This window comes from Fictibacillus norfolkensis, from assembly GCF_014836645.1.
Taxonomy (GTDB): Bacteria; Bacillota; Bacilli; order Bacillales; family Fictibacillaceae; genus Fictibacillus; species Fictibacillus norfolkensis.
Genome location: NZ_JACSQM010000004.1, coordinates 343,226 through 358,552 on the forward strand (window position 1 = coordinate 343,226; position 15,327 = coordinate 358,552).

Here is a 15,327-nt window from a genome sequence, read left to right on the forward strand (position 1 = left end):
CTTGTTTAAACAAAGTGCTGGTTTTATTTGTTTTAGGGGGATGAACTTTATTGAATCATTCGAAATATCTAGGATTGGCACTACCGCTGATTCTTACAACCATCACGACGCCTTTACTTGGTGCAGTAGATACGGCTGTTGTTGGACAGCTGGATGATTCCTCTTACATAGCTGGAGTAGCAGTCGGCACCATTATCTTTAATACGATGTATTGGCTGTTTGGATTTTTAAGAGTGAGCACATCTGGGTTTGCTGCACAAGCTCATGGAACAAAAAATGAGGAAGATATCTTACGATCACTCAGTAGACCTTTGCTCCTGGCACTGAGCATAAGTGCATGTCTAGTAGCACTCCAATATCCGATAAAAGAGCAGTTTCTGCCGCTGTTGACATCTGATTCAGTCGTTATGTCTCTAGCAACAGATTATTTTGCGATTCGTATATGGGGTGTACCTTTCGGACTGCTCAATTATGTAATCATAGGATGGATGATGGGACTGGCTATGATTAAGAAGACCTTGTTCCTTCAAATGTACATGAACGTAACGAACATTGTACTTGATATTCTATTTGTTAAAGTCTTCTCATGGAGTGTTGTAGGGGTTGCAGCGGCTACATTAATTTCGGAGGTCTCTACTTTTGTAATCGGTCTTGTTATTGTTTGGAAAGCGATTCCCGTTAAGCAACGTAAGAAGATTTTCCAAATAAAATCAATCGATCTATCTTCTTATAAAAAAATGATGAGGATGAACAGGGATTTATTCATTCGAACATTTTGCTTATTAGTTGTCTTTAATGTTTTTACGGCAAAAGGAGGCACGTTCGGTACAGAAATACTTGCAGCGAACGCGATATTAATCCAGATTCATTACATCATGGCATATATGTATGATGGATTTGCCAATGCTTCAAGTATATTAACAGGTAGGGCGATAGGTTCTAACGATAGAACACTTTATCAAACAACGATTAAACTCAGTTTTCAATGGGCAGTTATCTCATCACTAATCATCTCAAGTGTTTATTTTGTATTCAATGATCAGATACACCAACTGTTCACCTCGATACCAGGAGTACTTCATGAAGTAGGTACGTACGAAGCTTGGATCATATGTTTTCCGCTCGTCTCTAGCTTTGGAGTCGTACTTCATGGAATTTTTGTAGGAGCAACAGAAGCCTCTTCATTACGAAATTCTATGATTCTAGCTTTACTCGTTTTCTTAATTTCTCTTTTCTTAACAGCAGGTTTAGATAATCATGGATTATGGTTAGCCTTTATTCTTTTCAGTTCCGCTCGATCGTTGTTCTTGATTTTACATGTGCCAAAGCTAACGAGGACACTAGGATTTCATGAAATGCACTATAGTGGAGAGAGTAAAGGGTTTTAACAAAATAAATGGACAAATATACAAAATACGGGGCATCAATAAAAAATGTCCTGTTTCTTTTTTTTTACACCCTTGTAATACGATGTACATCGTATTACAATATAATTAGAAAATATTGGAGGTTGAACATGGATAAAGAACTATTGAAGGGGAGTATAGAAATTCTGCTTCTTTCGCTTTTGGTAGATCGAGATAGTTACGGCTACGAAATGACAAGGAATTTAAGAATATTAAGTAATGAAGAATTCTCCATGAACGAGGGAACGCTTTATCCTGCTTTAAAACGGTTAGAGAAAAAAGAGTGTGTGACTTCTTATTGGAAACACGGACCTGAAGGGAATCGGCGTAAATATTATTCACTAACAACAACTGGACGAAAAATTCTAACGGAAAAGCGAAAAGATTGGAAGCAAATTAATGAGCTTATGGATAAAACGTTGGAGGGGTTGTTATGAAGAAGTTAGATCAATATATTGATGTAATCGTAGCAGGTCTACCAATAGAAGAAAAAGAGGATATACGTGAAGAGATAACACAGCACATAAATGAACACATGAATGAGCTGATAATAAAAGGTTACTCTGAGCAAGAATCCTTACAAATTGCAATAAAGGCATTCGGAAACGAGAAAAAAATGAATTGGGAAATGAAAAAAGCAGTATATCCCTTTTATAAGATTTCACGTTTTCTTTGGAACACCGTATTCGTTACCCTCGTTTTTTGTATACTATCTTCTTTTATTATGGAGCATTACAATCCAGGAGCCGATAACATAGCACCTTTATCCAGTGTTTTAGGAGGTTTCTTTATTATTTTCTTCATAGCTGGGATGGCTGAACTAGTTTATGAAGCCATACAATTAAGCTCAGTGAAGATGAGATACATAATGAATCCATGGGTATTCTTTTTCACTCCCTCAATTTTTATCGGTGGGATCATGTTTTTAGCTTACTTTCAGAACCCAGAAAAATATCAGAATGGAATATGGATTGATTTGTTGGTTGTTCCAATCGGTGCCTTTTGCTATGTGATAGCTAGACAAATTTTCAATCAACTCTTTAAACGATCAATTTAAACGGCAGTCTAGAAAAAGGAGTATGCGTATTATGAGACGATACTTGAATGTGATAGCAGGAATCTTTTTTATTGTTTTATTAACTGCTTGTATTGGAGAAGACTATGATGCCGGGCCACCAGAGATAAGACTTAGCGTTAACGAAGACGTATATTCTCTAAAAGAAGCAAATGTTGACTGGAAGACAGAAGACAAGGAGTTTAAGAATAAAGTAGAGAACATTTTAACGCTAGCCAGTGAACAAAAAGAAATCAAGGTTTCGCCTAACCAATCAACTGAATTAATCTTACTAGAAAGCAAAGAAGATGGCGGAGATTACACGGATGAGGTAATCAAAGTCTCGTTATGGAAGGGGAATGAGGAAATAGAGTTGACAACGAAATCATCAACTGATTACTCCTTTTCTTTTCCTAGTGATCCAGGTGAATATGTCTTAGAGGTTGATTTTCGTACAAAAAATGGTAGTTCGCAGTATGTGGGAAAAATCATACTGAAATAAAGGGGTAACCATATAGTTGCCCCTTCACAATTATATCTATTAATGACAATCCCAGTTGAATAGAACGCGAGAAAAGTCCTTATTTCTTAAATCTTCTTTCGTAATAAAAAAGTTGCCTACACCAGCATCTCCCCACATGATGTCATTCTCACCTTCATCATCTGTATCAATTTGAAGCAATGTAATTCGGTAATCATCAAATTGAGTTCCATAATCACGTGGATCTGTTTGCGTAAAGAACGCGTATCCCCCTATTTTGTGCCCCATGTTCTCAACATGTTCACAAAAAAGGTCATATAGCGTTTCTTCTCCCCACATATTCTCTTCACCTGTTGCCTGATCCATATCAATAGATTCATAACTTTCTTCGAACTGAAAATCACTTACACCAAGTGCTTCTTTTGACATGGAAAAAGATAAACGGTATTCACCATTAAAAGGAATGTGCTCCTCTATTGAATTTTTCGGAGTAAGAGAGTCTATTGCATGAGGCTGCTCAATGTTCTCATGATAGATGACGCGGAAGTTACTTTGATTAGTAGGATTATCAAAATCCATACCCATCACATCATCATTTTTAGAAAGATAGAACTGTAATATCCCAGTAGTTGGGAAGTGCTCAAGGTGAGGGACTTCCTCAAAATTAAGTTGGCAGAGAAGAGCCATTGGTGATCCGGAAGAATCAACAGGGTATGAAACTCCCGCAGGCAAGTAAGGAGATCCTCCAATTTTGCTGTCTTTTAATGAGGTGGACTGACGTGTAGCTTGTATTGAAACAAAAGGAACAACCGTTTTCTCGATGTCGCTTCTATAAGGTTCTAATGCTTTTGGAAGTGATAAAGTCATAATGTAATATTCTCCTTTTCTTTTAAGTGTAAGTTTCTAGTAATCGTATTACAATAAAAATATATGGTTATATATTGTAATTTAAGTAAGTCGTAATAAGGCATAAATATAGATAGTTGAGGTGTGAAAATGGGGAGAGTCCAAAAATATTTATTTTATTTTGTACCTATTTATTTAACATTAATTGCTTTTGACTTTTACAGATTTAAAGAACTGCAATTATTAGAAAATCTCATTATACCCTTGCTTTATGTAATCGTTGTCTTCTTTTTAGATTGGTCAAAACCAAAGAAACAGGAAAACAAAAGCTAAATGGGTTAGGGGAGATTTTTGCAGGTAATGGCGTTACTTCTTTGAATGTATAGGGTAAGTTGTAAATGAAATGGAGGGATTCGTATGACAGAGAAGCATTCTGTAATGGCGGAAGCTCAACCTTTTTATTATGAAGGCAACAAGGTGGGAATATTAATTTCTCATGGTTTTACTGGTTCTACACAAAGTATGCGTCCTTTGGGGGAGGCATACGCAAAGGCAGGATATACCGTATGTGGTCCGAGGCTGAAAGGGCATGGTACCCACTATGAGGATATGGAAAAGACTACATATCATGATTGGATTGAGTCCATTGAAGAAGGCTATCAATGGCTGAAAGAACGTTGTGACACCTTTTTTGTAACGGGTCTCTCTATGGGAGGAACACTTACGTTATATGTTGCAGAAACGTATCCAAATATTAAAGCAATCATTCCAATCAATGCAGCAATCGACATACAAGACATGGAAAACATGCAACATTCCAACCAACGATTTCTAGACGCCATCGGTTCAGACTTAAAGAATCCGGAAGTGAAAGAACTTGCCTATGACAAAACTCCGGTTCAATCTTTAAAAGAAATTGTATTGTTAATGAAAAAAGTTAAAGAAAATCTTCATACTGTCACATGTCCCGCGTTAATTTTTGTTTCAACAGAAGATCATGTTGTTCCACCTGATAACTCTCAAATCATCTATGATTCCATTTCATCCCGAAACAAACAGATTATTCATTTACAGAACAGTTACCATGTGGCTACACTCGATAATGACCAACAACTAATCATTGATGAGACACTTAAGTTTATGGAAAAAGTACTAAATAAAATAAATGCTTAGTGTAATTTTATAAAAGGAAGAAAAACCCGAATGTTCAACATGAATTCGGGTTTCTTGCTTTTCTAACGCAACTTATTTAACTTTAACTCAAGTTTAATTTGTATAGATTTTTGATAAATGTGAAGGAGAAAATCGTACGGTATATATTTCTCCGAGCTCTTTCTGAAGTTTTTTCGAAAGAGTTTGCCCAAGTTGATTATGCTCAGCCTCTAGGACTAGATCATTTTCACATAATGTATCGTTGTCCCAATCTATCCATTTTCCGTATTGCATAGCCCAATTCATCACACTCTCTCTTAGCTCTTCAGAAATGGGCAATTCATTAATGTCTAGATTACAGTCACACTGATTACACCAAATAGGGTCAGTATCAACATCAGCTTCTAATTTTAGTTCGAATATCTTGGCATTTTCACAGAAACATTCCATTGTAACTCACTCCATCTTACGTTCGTATTAATAAGTACCTTTTCATATTAATCTTTCAAAATGAAAAAGGAAAGAAACAGATGAACGAGAATTAATGTATGAGCTTGTAAATAAAAAAGAAATGCCATGTACCTTACTAAATAAATCAAGTAGGAGAGTGAAACCAATGGTACACGTAAAAAGTCTTCTAGCTGATCAACTGTTAGCCAATGCAAATGATGCTAGCTGGTATCTGCCATTTAATGAATCAGTTGAAAACCTAGCCGAAGAAGAAGCTTTTTGGAAACCAAACGAGAATTGCCACAGTATCGCTGAAATTGTACAGCACCTTCTTTATTGGAATAAGACGTGGCAAACTCGATACACTCAGTCTCATGTCCAAGCTGTACCTTCTATTGGAAATAATGATAAAAGCTTTATCATACCGGAAAATCAAAATTTTTCACAATTGAAGGAACAACTGTTAGAGGTTCTCTTGCAATGGCAAGAACTACTATCAGAAGAGAAAGTAGAAAGTGAAGTAAATGGTTTTCCTGTACCTGCGAAATGGTGGGAAATTATCGGGAATGCTGCCACACACAATGCGTACCATATTGGGCAGATTATTATGATTCGTAAGCTGCAGAGAAGTTGGAAAGCAGAAGCTGTAGAAGCTTAAAATATGAGGAAAAAAGACTGCATCCCACACAATTAGAGGTGGCGATGCAGTTTTTTTATTTCTTAAACTTAAGAATTCTTAAGGATTATTCCTCTTATTTCTTTAGGTTTGAATTATAGAATGACTATAAATTCAAATCATCGGAGTGAATAATGTTGAAATTTTTATCCTTTTTAGCACAGTATATAAGTAACCCTCGGTCAGTAGGAGCCGTTCTTCCAAGTTCAAGTTATCTTGCTGATAAAATGATAGAAAGTATTGATTTTGATAATGCCAAATACATTTTGGAATACGGACCTGGGACAGGTGTTTTTACAAAAAAGTTGCTTCAACATAGAAATCCTAAAACGGTTATCGTATTATTTGAAAATAATATAGAGTTTTACAAAGTTCTTGAAGAGAAATATAAAGATGTAGACAATCTATATATATACAATGAATCAGCAGAAAAGGTTGACTGGTATCTTAAGAAATGTGGAATTCCATATGTAGATTATGTGATATCAGGACTTCCGTTTGCCAGCTTACCAAAAGCCGTTTCACATCGTATTCTGCTAAAAACTTCAAAAATTTTAAGGAAGAATGGAAAGTTTGTGACGTTTCAATATACGAAGGCAATGAAGACCTTTATTGAACAATTCTTTTCGAAAGTTGATGTAAGCATTGAAATAAGAAATGTACCACCTGCCATGGTGTTATGTTGTTCTCTAGAAGAAAATTTGGAGGGTACTTATGCAATCTAAAGTCCTAATCGTAGACGACGATAAAGATATTCGCAACCTATTATCGGTGTATTTAGAGAATGAGGGAATGCAAACCATTCAATCAGAAAATGCAATTGAAGCATTAGAATTATTAGAAAAAAAGGATTTTGATCTTATTATCTTAGATGTCATGATGCCTATGATGGATGGGATTCAGGCGTGTATGAAAATTAGACAGGAGCGAAACATGCCGATTATTATGCTTTCTGCTAAATCTGAAGATATGGACAAGATTCAAGGACTCGCTTCAGGTGCAGATGATTATTTATCCAAGCCGTTTAATCCATTGGAGTTAATCGCACGAGTTAAATCACAGCTAAGAAGATATAGAAAATACAACCAGGATACAGATTCTAATAGAGAGTTAATTGAGATTGGAGATCTGAAGATTAATACAGAAACGCGTCAGGTATGGGTAAGAGAGAAAGATGTTAGACTTACACCAAAAGAGTTCGCCATATTAGAGCTCCTTGCACGTAATAAAGGCATCGTCATGAGCATTGAAAAAATTTATGAAGCCGTCTGGCAAGAAGATTTCTATAAATCGGACAGTACCGTAATGGTTCATATTACAAAAATACGAGATAAATTAGAAGAAGATCCAAAGCGACCCATCTATGTTAAGACGGTTTGGGGTGTAGGGTACAAGATATGAAATTTAAAAGACTAAGAAATAAATTAATACTTAAACTGCTGGGAGCTATAGCAGTCAGCCTTTTGGCATCGTATCTGGTGCTCTTTCTAAATGCCTTATCTTTTAAATATCTTTATGATAACCAGATATTAGATGAACAAAGTGTGTTTGCTTTTAACTTGTTGTATTTGGTCATGTTATCGATTTCAATTCTTGTATTTATTATTGTTTTCTTAATTCTGATCAGGAAAAAAGTTACGTATTTAAAGGTAATATCCGATAGCGTTAACTCGATTGCCAATGGAAAGTTAGGACTTACAATAAAAGCAGAGGGAAAAGACGAACTCACTCATCTTGCTGAGAATATTAACTTTATGTCAAAAGAACTTGAAAATAAATTTGAAAGTGAAAGACAAATAGAAGCAGCAAAGAATGAATTAATCACCAATGTATCTCATGATTTGCGAACACCTTTAACATCAATCATCGGTTATTTGGACTTGCTTAGGAACAAGCAGTATCAAAATGAGTTAGAATTAAATAATTACCTTGAAACGACTTACGCCAAATCACAACGTTTAAATTCTCTCATTAATGAGTTATTTGAATACACACGCTTATCAAGCTCCGATGTTAAGTTAAATCTGGTTCCAGTTAATCTGTCAGCTTTATTAGGACAGATGATCGGTGAATACATTCCTATTTTTGAAAAGAATAATATGAGGGTTCAACAATCGTTGTCCGAAGAACACGTTGAAATCCTAATTGATATTGAAAAAATGGTTCGTGTTTATGAAAACATTCTGATGAATGCGATCAAGTACAGTGAAAAACCGTCTATTGTTAAAGCGAATTTAGACATTCAATCCACATATGCCGAATTTAGACTGTCCAATCAAACAGAAAAGCCAGAAGTGCAAGACGTTAATCAATTATTTGAACGTTTTCTAGTGGGAGAAAAAGCACGAAGCGAGAGGGAAGGGACGGGCCTTGGACTCGCGATTTCGAAAAGGATTGTAGAACTACATGGTGGACATATACGAGCGGAGTATAACGATGGATGGCTGACGATTATCATTAAATTTCCGATTTGATTAAAGCTTATGAAGCATGCTTCATAAGCTTTTTACGTTGCAAAAAGTTAAGAATCGTTAAGAATATTCCTAAGCTTTTCTTAAGTTTTGTTTTACATAATGAATGTAACAGTTTAAAAAGGAGTTGGATCAAATGAATCTCAAAAGCCAACTAAATACGGCTTCATATAAAATAATTAATCAAAATATGTATAGTTTCTTAAAACAGTTAGGGATGTTGTCACTTTCTTTATTACTTCTATCTCAATCGCTATCGACACTTAATCAATCCTATAGAACATTTGGATTGATCATTGGTTATTCACTAGTCATTGTTTCGGCATTATCTTATTTTTTGAAGAAGCGAACCATTTTTGAAATGATAAGAACAGCATCCATCGTATATAGCGTATTGGTCGCAGCCATATTTCTCACACATTTCATGAGCAGCATGATTGTTACGATTGATAATAAAGGGTTAGAAACGATCTTAAACGAGAACATGGAAATTGCTAAACTTATCTATTTTGCTGTTTGTTATGCGCAACCCATTATCTTGCCTGTTCCAGAAATTGTAACCGTCGTTGCAGGAAGTGCAGCTTTAGGTTCTTTCTCCGCTTTTATCTTAGGCTTCACGGGGGCAGTTTTAGGAATCTTAACGATGTATTATCTGTCTCGAACATATGGAATGAAAGTCGTAGAGCGATTAGTAAATGAAAAACAATTAGAACAATATCATCGATTTGTTAAAAAGAACGAGATGTGGATTTTGCTTTTGTTGTTCATCATTCCCGTTTTACCAGATGAAATAATCTGCGTTGGAGCGGGTATAAGTGGTGTTAAAGTCAAACGCTTTATGATAATAGCTGTACTGTCAAAGCTAGTTACTACATTTTCACTGGCTTATTCTTTAAGGCTGACGGAGATTTTTTAATTTAAGTTAAATGGGAAGGTTACGGATTGTTATTACATTTTGTAAGAAGAAGAATAAGGTATTAGGCTCAGAGTAATTATATTTTGAGTTTTTTTGGTGAAACAAATCTGAATATATTTGCAAAAAATGTACATTCAACAAATATGAGTAAGCTTCTAATTGTATTTATATTCCAGAGCAAACAAGAAGGATTATAAGTTTAATAGTAGAAGTTTTAATTCTAAACTATTTCTACGATTGGAATATAATTTAATAACAACAATGTTTTGTTTTAATTGTAGATAAAAGTAAATAATCGGAGGTGATCTATAATATGGATCATAACAGAGTAGCTTTTTCATGTATCGGACAGGTTATAGTTAAAAATGCATCTTTAATGGCAGAAAAAGTACTTATTCTTCGATTCAAAAGACATCCAATAAGAGAGAAGCAACCCGTTCATAATGAAACGACAATCACTTATATCGAAAATTTCATTAAATTGCTAGGTCAATCTTTAATGATGGATCAAAAAGAAGCGGAGTCTATGTTGATCACATGGGCAGAAGATACTGCCAGATTTGCGGTAGAATACGGTCAGTTCCTTGATGCTGCTATTCAACCACTAGCCTTCATTCGGAGTGAAATTCTAAACGTAATAAAAGAGGTTTCATTGGTAGAGCAATTTTCGATTTTAGACGTAATGGATGTTATTAATAGAATTGATACTAACATCGATCATTCTTCTCATCGTTTTAGTGAGACCTATGTGGAGAATTATCGCGAAAGGGAAAACAAACATATCCATTTACTCAATGAGTTGTCTGTTCAAGTCGTTCCACTCTTTGATGGACTAGGGGTTCTTCCTCTTGTAGGAGAAGTTGACGAGACTAGGGCAGAAGTACTGAGAATGAAGACATTAGAGCGTTGTGTCCAACAGAATATAACGTCACTTGTCATCGACCTATCGGGTGTACATACCATCGATCATACGGTACTTGAAGTTCTTTTTTCTCTGACTGATTCTCTAAGGCTTCTAGGGGTTAGAGTGACGGTTACGGGAATTCGACCAGAGATCGCAATTAAAGCTGTTCAATTAAAAATAGAAATTAATCAAATTCATTCTTTTGGCAATCTAAAACAAGCTCTAACTTCATTAGGGTATAAAAAGTTTAGTTAGGCATTCTTGCACTATATTTCCTCCAATTAATCATTAGCTGAACCTCTCTAATAACTAAAGAGTTATAGAATTCATTTCAGAACGTGACAAACCTCATCTCAATTTATTCTGAGATGAGGTTTTGTCTACGATTGTAGAGGAGTAGAAATATATTAACAATTATAGCGGTGAGAGAATGTAAACATAAATTAACATAAGTTAGTTATTCTTTATAGTATACTTCATAATAATAAAAAATTTAGTTGTAAGATGTAATGATTTATATTACTGAGAGAGAGGGTAAAATTAAAATATCTTACATAGTAAAACGTTGAGGGAGGGATGTCTTTTGGAAGGTAGTAGGTTGAATTTATCGGATGTAATTAATAAATATGACTCAAAAAGCGTACATATTCTTTTTGTCTTTAACGAAGTTGATCAATATGTCCAAAATGCAGCAAACTACTTGAGTGATGAATTAAACAAAGGATCACATGTATTACTTGTCGAAAATGACAGGATATTTCCCATGCTTTTAGATAAATTAAAAGAAACTGTGTGTGATCAAATGCTTTTGAATTTAAAACGAGAAAATACGTTTGATTTTTATTATGAACAGGAAAGTTTTGATCCTGATTCTATTTTCAATCATTTCAAGGAAGCGGTAAGTCCTTTTGAAGAACAGGGGAAACGCATTGTGACATGGGGGCATGTTGAGTGGGGTAAAGATTTAGATAGCAATAAATTAATTTGTTATGAAAGAAAGTTAGAAAAATTATTAAAAAAAATGAGCGTTATCTCAGTCTGTGCTTTTGATGAAGATCGCCTATCAATCGAGACTAAAGAGAGTTTAGTCACAGTCCACGATATATACATAAATGGAAATAAAATAGTAAAATAATAAAAATTAATTTTGTTTAAATGAAAGTAATAGTTGTGTATATTCAAGTCATAATATCTTGTTTTCACATAGTTAATAAAAGGCCGATTCAAAAAATGAATCGACCTTTTTGTATCCTTTTTATAATTTCATTTTATGTTTTAGGAAAAGTAAATCCTTCTCCAAACACATCTCTTACATCATGGACCACAACAAACGCTTTTTCATCTACGCGTTGAATCATTTTCTTTAACAGAAATAGCTCTTGTTTGTTGATTACAACGTAAAGTATGTCTTTTGCTTCATTTGAATAATGGCCTCTTGCATTAATAATAGTAACGCCGCGATCCATCTCATCGCTTACTTTCTTAGCAATTTCGTCCGTTTTTTCAGAAATGATCGTGACCGCTTTTCTTGTATCAAATCCATCAATCAAGTAGTCCAAAATCTTCGTACTAATATAAATGGATATTCCCGTGTACATCGTATTTTCAATCCCGATGACAAATGCGGAACCAATAACGACCAGAATATCAAACACAAACATAGTCGTACTAACACCCCAGCCGAAATGCTGATTCAGCATTCGCGCAATGATGGTCGAGCCGCCTGTTGTTCCGCCTGAACGCAGCACGAGCCCCAACCCGATTCCGATGAATACACCTGCAAAAACAGTGCCGAGCATAATGTCAACAGGGTTACCCATACCTTCTGTTAAATGTATAAAAAGAGAGGTAAAGAAGATAGCAACCATCGTATACCATGTCACTCGTTTATTTAAGACTTTATACCCTATGGCTAAAAGGAAACCGTTCATAATGAAGTTTGTAAGACCTGGTGACCAGCCTAATACATAATATAGAGTCATCGAAATACCAGTAACGCCGCCCTCACCTAATTCGTTTGGGATGGCGAACCAATTTACCCCTAGTGCAAAGAACAGGGATCCAATAATAATTAAAGTAATTTCTTTTCCTGTGTGGTTCATATTATCACTCCGTTCAACCTGAATACCTAGGATAATATATCATAATGAATTACTTCGAACAAGATTGTTCTACAATTTTGTTCGATTATTTAAATCCATGTTAGAATAAGGAAAAAGAACGGTTAGGCAGGTAATTATAAAATGCGTAAAGAAACAGTAGAACAAAGAGTTTATCACTTAATAAAAAACGCAATCTTGAATAGACAAATTGCACCTGGGAACCAGTTATTCGAAAATGCGATCGCAGAGAAAGTCAATGCGAGCAGAACGCCAATTCGAAGTGCAATTATGAAGTTAGAATCAGAAGGATTAGTTAATGTTATTCCGAATAAAGGTGCATTTATCGTACAGCCGACAATTGAAGAGATGGTTCAAGCCTTTGAAATGAGAAAATCGCTAGAAGAAATGGCGATTCAAAAAGGGTTCACTCATCTTGCTGCGAATGAAATCACACAACTTAAACAACTTCTTAACGAAATGAAGATGGCTTATAAGAAACGTGAAATCGTCCCTTACCAAGAGAATAATAATGAGTTTCATCTTGTTCTTGCGAATGCCAGTGCTAACAGATATTTAATTGAATTTATGAAAAAGATTTTGAGTCAGATTACCATCTATATGGTTCTATATGATGTTTTTAATGGGAAATCTAATAACGAAGAACTCGACATTCTTGAGCACGAGCAGATGATCCATTACATTGAAAACGGAGAACAGGAAAAATTAAAAACCTTAATTCTTCAACACCTTGATAAAAGTTTAATAAAGCTTCAACAGGATAAATTAAATTATCAATCTCTAACAACATTGTTTTAAAGAGAGCTAAAAAAGGAGCATTTGTATGGATCAAACAGAATTGCAGGGGAGAGTTATAATCCTAAATGGTACACCCCGATCAGGAAAATCCAGCATAGCCTCTGTCATTCAAAACAATTTTGAAGGAGTATGGATGAATATCGGGGTGGATCGAATCATGGATATGACACCAGAGAAGTTTCAACCAAGCATTGGTTTAAGGCCAGGTGGCGAGCGGCCAGATTTAGAGCCCCTCATACAGAAACTGTACCTTGCCATGTACAAATCTATTGTAGCATACAGTCTTGAAGGCTTGAATGTTGTTGTGGATATAGGGCATCATGATGGGTACTCTGTAAAGCGTAAATTTTTAAATCAAGCGGCTAAAATTCTTAACAGTACGCCAACATGGTTGATCGGTGTTCGCTGTCCGATTGACACGGTGATGAAACGTCGGATTGAGAGTTGGAAAAAGGGTTATACACCTGATGGCAAGGTTCCAACACCTGTAGCACTTTGGCAGCAGCTTGTTCATGAACCGGGTCTGTATGATTTAGAAGTAGATACCTCATTACTCACATCAGAAGAATGTGCAGCTCAAGTGTACGAAAGAGTTTATCAAGGTCCTCCACCTAGAGCACTTCAAAACATACAGAATCTCAAACTTTAGAATAGTTTAACGTTTTTATATTTGAATACACATGATTTATAATAGTAATCATAATAACTTGTAAAAAATCTGAGGGATGTACAATTGAAAAAGAAAGATAACAAATCCAAATATTATGCGAAAATATCATTAGGAATCATGGGTGGAGGTTTTCTTGCCACCTTTCCTTTTCAGGATTCTATTGCTGGTCAAGTTCTTCAAGGAGGATTTGAAGCAGGTTTAGTAGGAGGCTTGGCAGATTGGTTTGCTGTTACGGCACTCTTCCGTCATCCTCTTGGTCTTCCAATCCCGCATACTGCGCTACTTCCTAAAAATCGTGATCGGATGCTTAAAGCGATCATCAATATGCTTGAAAACGATTGGTTAACGAAAGAGAGTATTCAAAATAAAATAAAAGATATGAATATATCAGAAAAGGCAGTACACGAATTAGAGCAAAGGTTAGAATCACCTTCCTTTCATAAAGGGGTACAGTCTTTAGTTATTCATCTCATAAATGAAATGGATGCTGAAAAACTTTCACCCGTTTTAGAAAAAGAGTTAAAAGAATATTTGCATGGTGTAGACATTGAGCCTGTTCTAGACAAAACGGTGAACGAATTACTTAAAAGGGAGCTGGATTCAAAAGCATTGGACTATGTTTTAGTTGAAACGGAAAAATGGTTAAGACAAGAAGATACAAAGAACAAAATTGGAATCTTTGCTAAACAATTATTAGACAATACGAAGTCAGACGGCTTCATGAAGATGGCTATTCAATCTTTTAGTCAAATGATCAACGCAGAGAAGTTAGGAAACATGTTACAGCCCTTCTTTCTTAAAAGAATCGTGCTTCTTCAAGAGCCAAATAATTCATATCGAACAGCGATTCTTGATAAAATTCACAGTGAGATGAAAAATGTGAATGAGCGAAGAGAACTAATAGCAGAACTTGGCGAGTGGAAGAATAGTATTGTAGATCAGTGGAGTCCGACTGACCAGTTAACTTTATTGATAGAAAAAACAAAGAAAAAATTCATTCAACTAGCTCAAGATGAAGAATGGATAAAGCGTCATATAATCACAATGATCAAGAACCAAATTCAAGCTCTTAAAGAAGATACAAGCAGGATGATGAAAATAGAAGGCTGGATTCAAAACCAACTTTCACTCATGGTTGAGAAGTATCATGCTAAGATTGGACAACTGGTTAAAGAAAACCTTGAAAAACTGGATAATGAAACATTGATAAACATTATTGAGAATAATGTAGGGAAAGATCTGCAATGGATTAGAGTAAACGGGGCAATTTGTGGATTTTTGATAGGTGTTCTTTTAACTACCTTTAAGATGGTAGTGTAATTACAGTATATTTTCACCACATTAAGATAAGAAAAGACCGATCAAAGGTTTGTATTGTAACCA

At 35.2% G+C, this 15,327-nt stretch carries 18 protein-coding genes; 15 read left to right on the top strand and 3 right to left on the bottom strand.

Going from position 1 to position 15,327, the window contains the following annotated elements; translation table 11 throughout:
* The first annotated feature begins 50 nt into the window (after window positions 1-50).
* The 4 genes from H9648_RS11960 (at window position 51) to H9648_RS11975 (ending at window position 2,962) form a co-directional block, all read left to right on the top strand.
* Window positions 51-1,388: an MATE family efflux transporter gene (locus H9648_RS11960; protein ID WP_191754025.1), complete on the top strand. Its 1,338-nt coding sequence runs from the start codon at window positions 51-53 to the stop codon at window positions 1,386-1,388.
* A gap of 128 nt (window positions 1,389-1,516) precedes the next feature.
* A complete protein-coding gene (locus tag H9648_RS11965) occupies window positions 1,517-1,843 on the top strand; it encodes a PadR family transcriptional regulator (protein WP_191754026.1) in 327 nt (108 codons plus the stop codon).
* On the top strand, window positions 1,840-2,463 hold the full coding sequence (locus H9648_RS11970) for a permease prefix domain 1-containing protein (RefSeq protein ID WP_191754027.1): 624 nt from the start codon (window positions 1,840-1,842) through the stop codon (window positions 2,461-2,463). Before H9648_RS11965 ends, H9648_RS11970 begins: the two co-directional genes overlap by 4 nt.
* 31 nt (window positions 2,464-2,494) lie before the next feature.
* Window positions 2,495-2,962: a hypothetical protein gene (locus tag H9648_RS11975; protein ID WP_191754028.1), complete on the top strand. Its 468-nt coding sequence runs from the start codon at window positions 2,495-2,497 to the stop codon at window positions 2,960-2,962.
* A gap of 39 nt (window positions 2,963-3,001) precedes the next feature.
* Here the strand turns inward: H9648_RS11975 and H9648_RS11980 are convergent, their stop codons facing one another.
* Entirely contained in the window at window positions 3,002-3,808 is an 807-nt protein-coding gene (locus tag H9648_RS11980; protein WP_191754029.1) for a YwqG family protein, read from the bottom strand.
* Between the two features lie 396 nt (window positions 3,809-4,204).
* Between H9648_RS11980 and H9648_RS11985 the strand changes: the two genes are divergently transcribed.
* On the top strand, window positions 4,205-4,960 hold the full coding sequence (locus H9648_RS11985; RefSeq protein ID WP_191754030.1) for an alpha/beta hydrolase: 756 nt from the start codon (window positions 4,205-4,207) through the stop codon (window positions 4,958-4,960).
* Between the two features lie 93 nt (window positions 4,961-5,053).
* On the opposite strand, the gene H9648_RS11990 is transcribed toward H9648_RS11985, so the two are convergent.
* Window positions 5,054-5,389, bottom strand: a complete 336-nt coding sequence (locus H9648_RS11990; RefSeq protein WP_191754031.1) for a hypothetical protein — start codon at window positions 5,387-5,389, stop codon at window positions 5,054-5,056.
* Window positions 5,390-5,555: 166 nt separating this feature from the next.
* Between H9648_RS11990 and H9648_RS11995 the strand changes: the two genes are divergently transcribed.
* The 7 genes from H9648_RS11995 to H9648_RS12025 all read left to right on the top strand — a co-directional run bounded on the left by H9648_RS11995 (window position 5,556) and on the right by H9648_RS12025 (window position 11,491).
* Window positions 5,556-6,047 (top strand): DinB family protein, encoded by a 492-nt coding sequence (locus H9648_RS11995; protein WP_191754032.1) that lies wholly within the window; start codon window positions 5,556-5,558, stop codon window positions 6,045-6,047.
* A gap of 155 nt (window positions 6,048-6,202) precedes the next feature.
* Window positions 6,203-6,790: a class I SAM-dependent methyltransferase gene (locus tag H9648_RS12000; protein WP_191754088.1), complete on the top strand. Its 588-nt coding sequence runs from the start codon at window positions 6,203-6,205 to the stop codon at window positions 6,788-6,790.
* Entirely contained in the window at window positions 6,780-7,466 is a 687-nt protein-coding gene (locus tag H9648_RS12005; protein ID WP_191754033.1) for a response regulator transcription factor, read from the top strand. The genes H9648_RS12000 and H9648_RS12005 overlap by 11 nt, the downstream gene beginning before the upstream one ends.
* The gene (locus H9648_RS12010; RefSeq protein WP_191754034.1) at window positions 7,463-8,539 is read left to right on the top strand and encodes a sensor histidine kinase; all 1,077 of its coding nucleotides are present in this window, start codon (window positions 7,463-7,465) and stop codon (window positions 8,537-8,539) included. Before H9648_RS12005 ends, H9648_RS12010 begins: the two co-directional genes overlap by 4 nt.
* Before the next feature lie 133 nt (window positions 8,540-8,672).
* On the top strand, window positions 8,673-9,452 hold the full coding sequence (locus tag H9648_RS12015) for a TVP38/TMEM64 family protein (protein ID WP_191754035.1): 780 nt from the start codon (window positions 8,673-8,675) through the stop codon (window positions 9,450-9,452).
* A gap of 313 nt (window positions 9,453-9,765) precedes the next feature.
* Window positions 9,766-10,611: an STAS domain-containing protein gene (locus H9648_RS12020; protein ID WP_191754036.1), complete on the top strand. Its 846-nt coding sequence runs from the start codon at window positions 9,766-9,768 to the stop codon at window positions 10,609-10,611.
* Window positions 10,612-10,939: 328 nt separating this feature from the next.
* Window positions 10,940-11,491, top strand: a complete 552-nt coding sequence (locus H9648_RS12025; protein WP_191754037.1) for an MEDS domain-containing protein — start codon at window positions 10,940-10,942, stop codon at window positions 11,489-11,491.
* A 133-nt stretch (window positions 11,492-11,624) separates the two neighbouring features.
* Here H9648_RS12025 and H9648_RS12030 read toward each other — a convergent pair whose 3' ends face one another.
* Window positions 11,625-12,458, bottom strand: coding sequence for a YitT family protein (locus tag H9648_RS12030; RefSeq protein ID WP_191754038.1), 834 nt, complete (start codon window positions 12,456-12,458; stop codon window positions 11,625-11,627).
* Window positions 12,459-12,599: 141 nt separating this feature from the next.
* Between H9648_RS12030 and H9648_RS12035 the strand changes: the two genes are divergently transcribed.
* The 3 genes from H9648_RS12035 to H9648_RS12045 all read left to right on the top strand — a co-directional run bounded on the left by H9648_RS12035 (window position 12,600) and on the right by H9648_RS12045 (window position 15,264).
* Window positions 12,600-13,274 carry a GntR family transcriptional regulator gene (locus tag H9648_RS12035; RefSeq protein WP_191754039.1) on the top strand — a complete coding sequence of 225 codons (675 nt, stop codon included), beginning with the start codon at window positions 12,600-12,602 and terminating at the stop codon, window positions 13,272-13,274.
* Between the two features lie 25 nt (window positions 13,275-13,299).
* Window positions 13,300-13,923, top strand: a complete 624-nt coding sequence (locus tag H9648_RS12040) for a chloramphenicol phosphotransferase CPT family protein (protein ID WP_191754040.1) — start codon at window positions 13,300-13,302, stop codon at window positions 13,921-13,923.
* A gap of 84 nt (window positions 13,924-14,007) precedes the next feature.
* Entirely contained in the window at window positions 14,008-15,264 is a 1,257-nt protein-coding gene (locus H9648_RS12045; RefSeq protein WP_191754041.1) for a DUF445 domain-containing protein, read from the top strand.
* The last annotated feature ends 63 nt before the right edge of the window (window positions 15,265-15,327 follow it).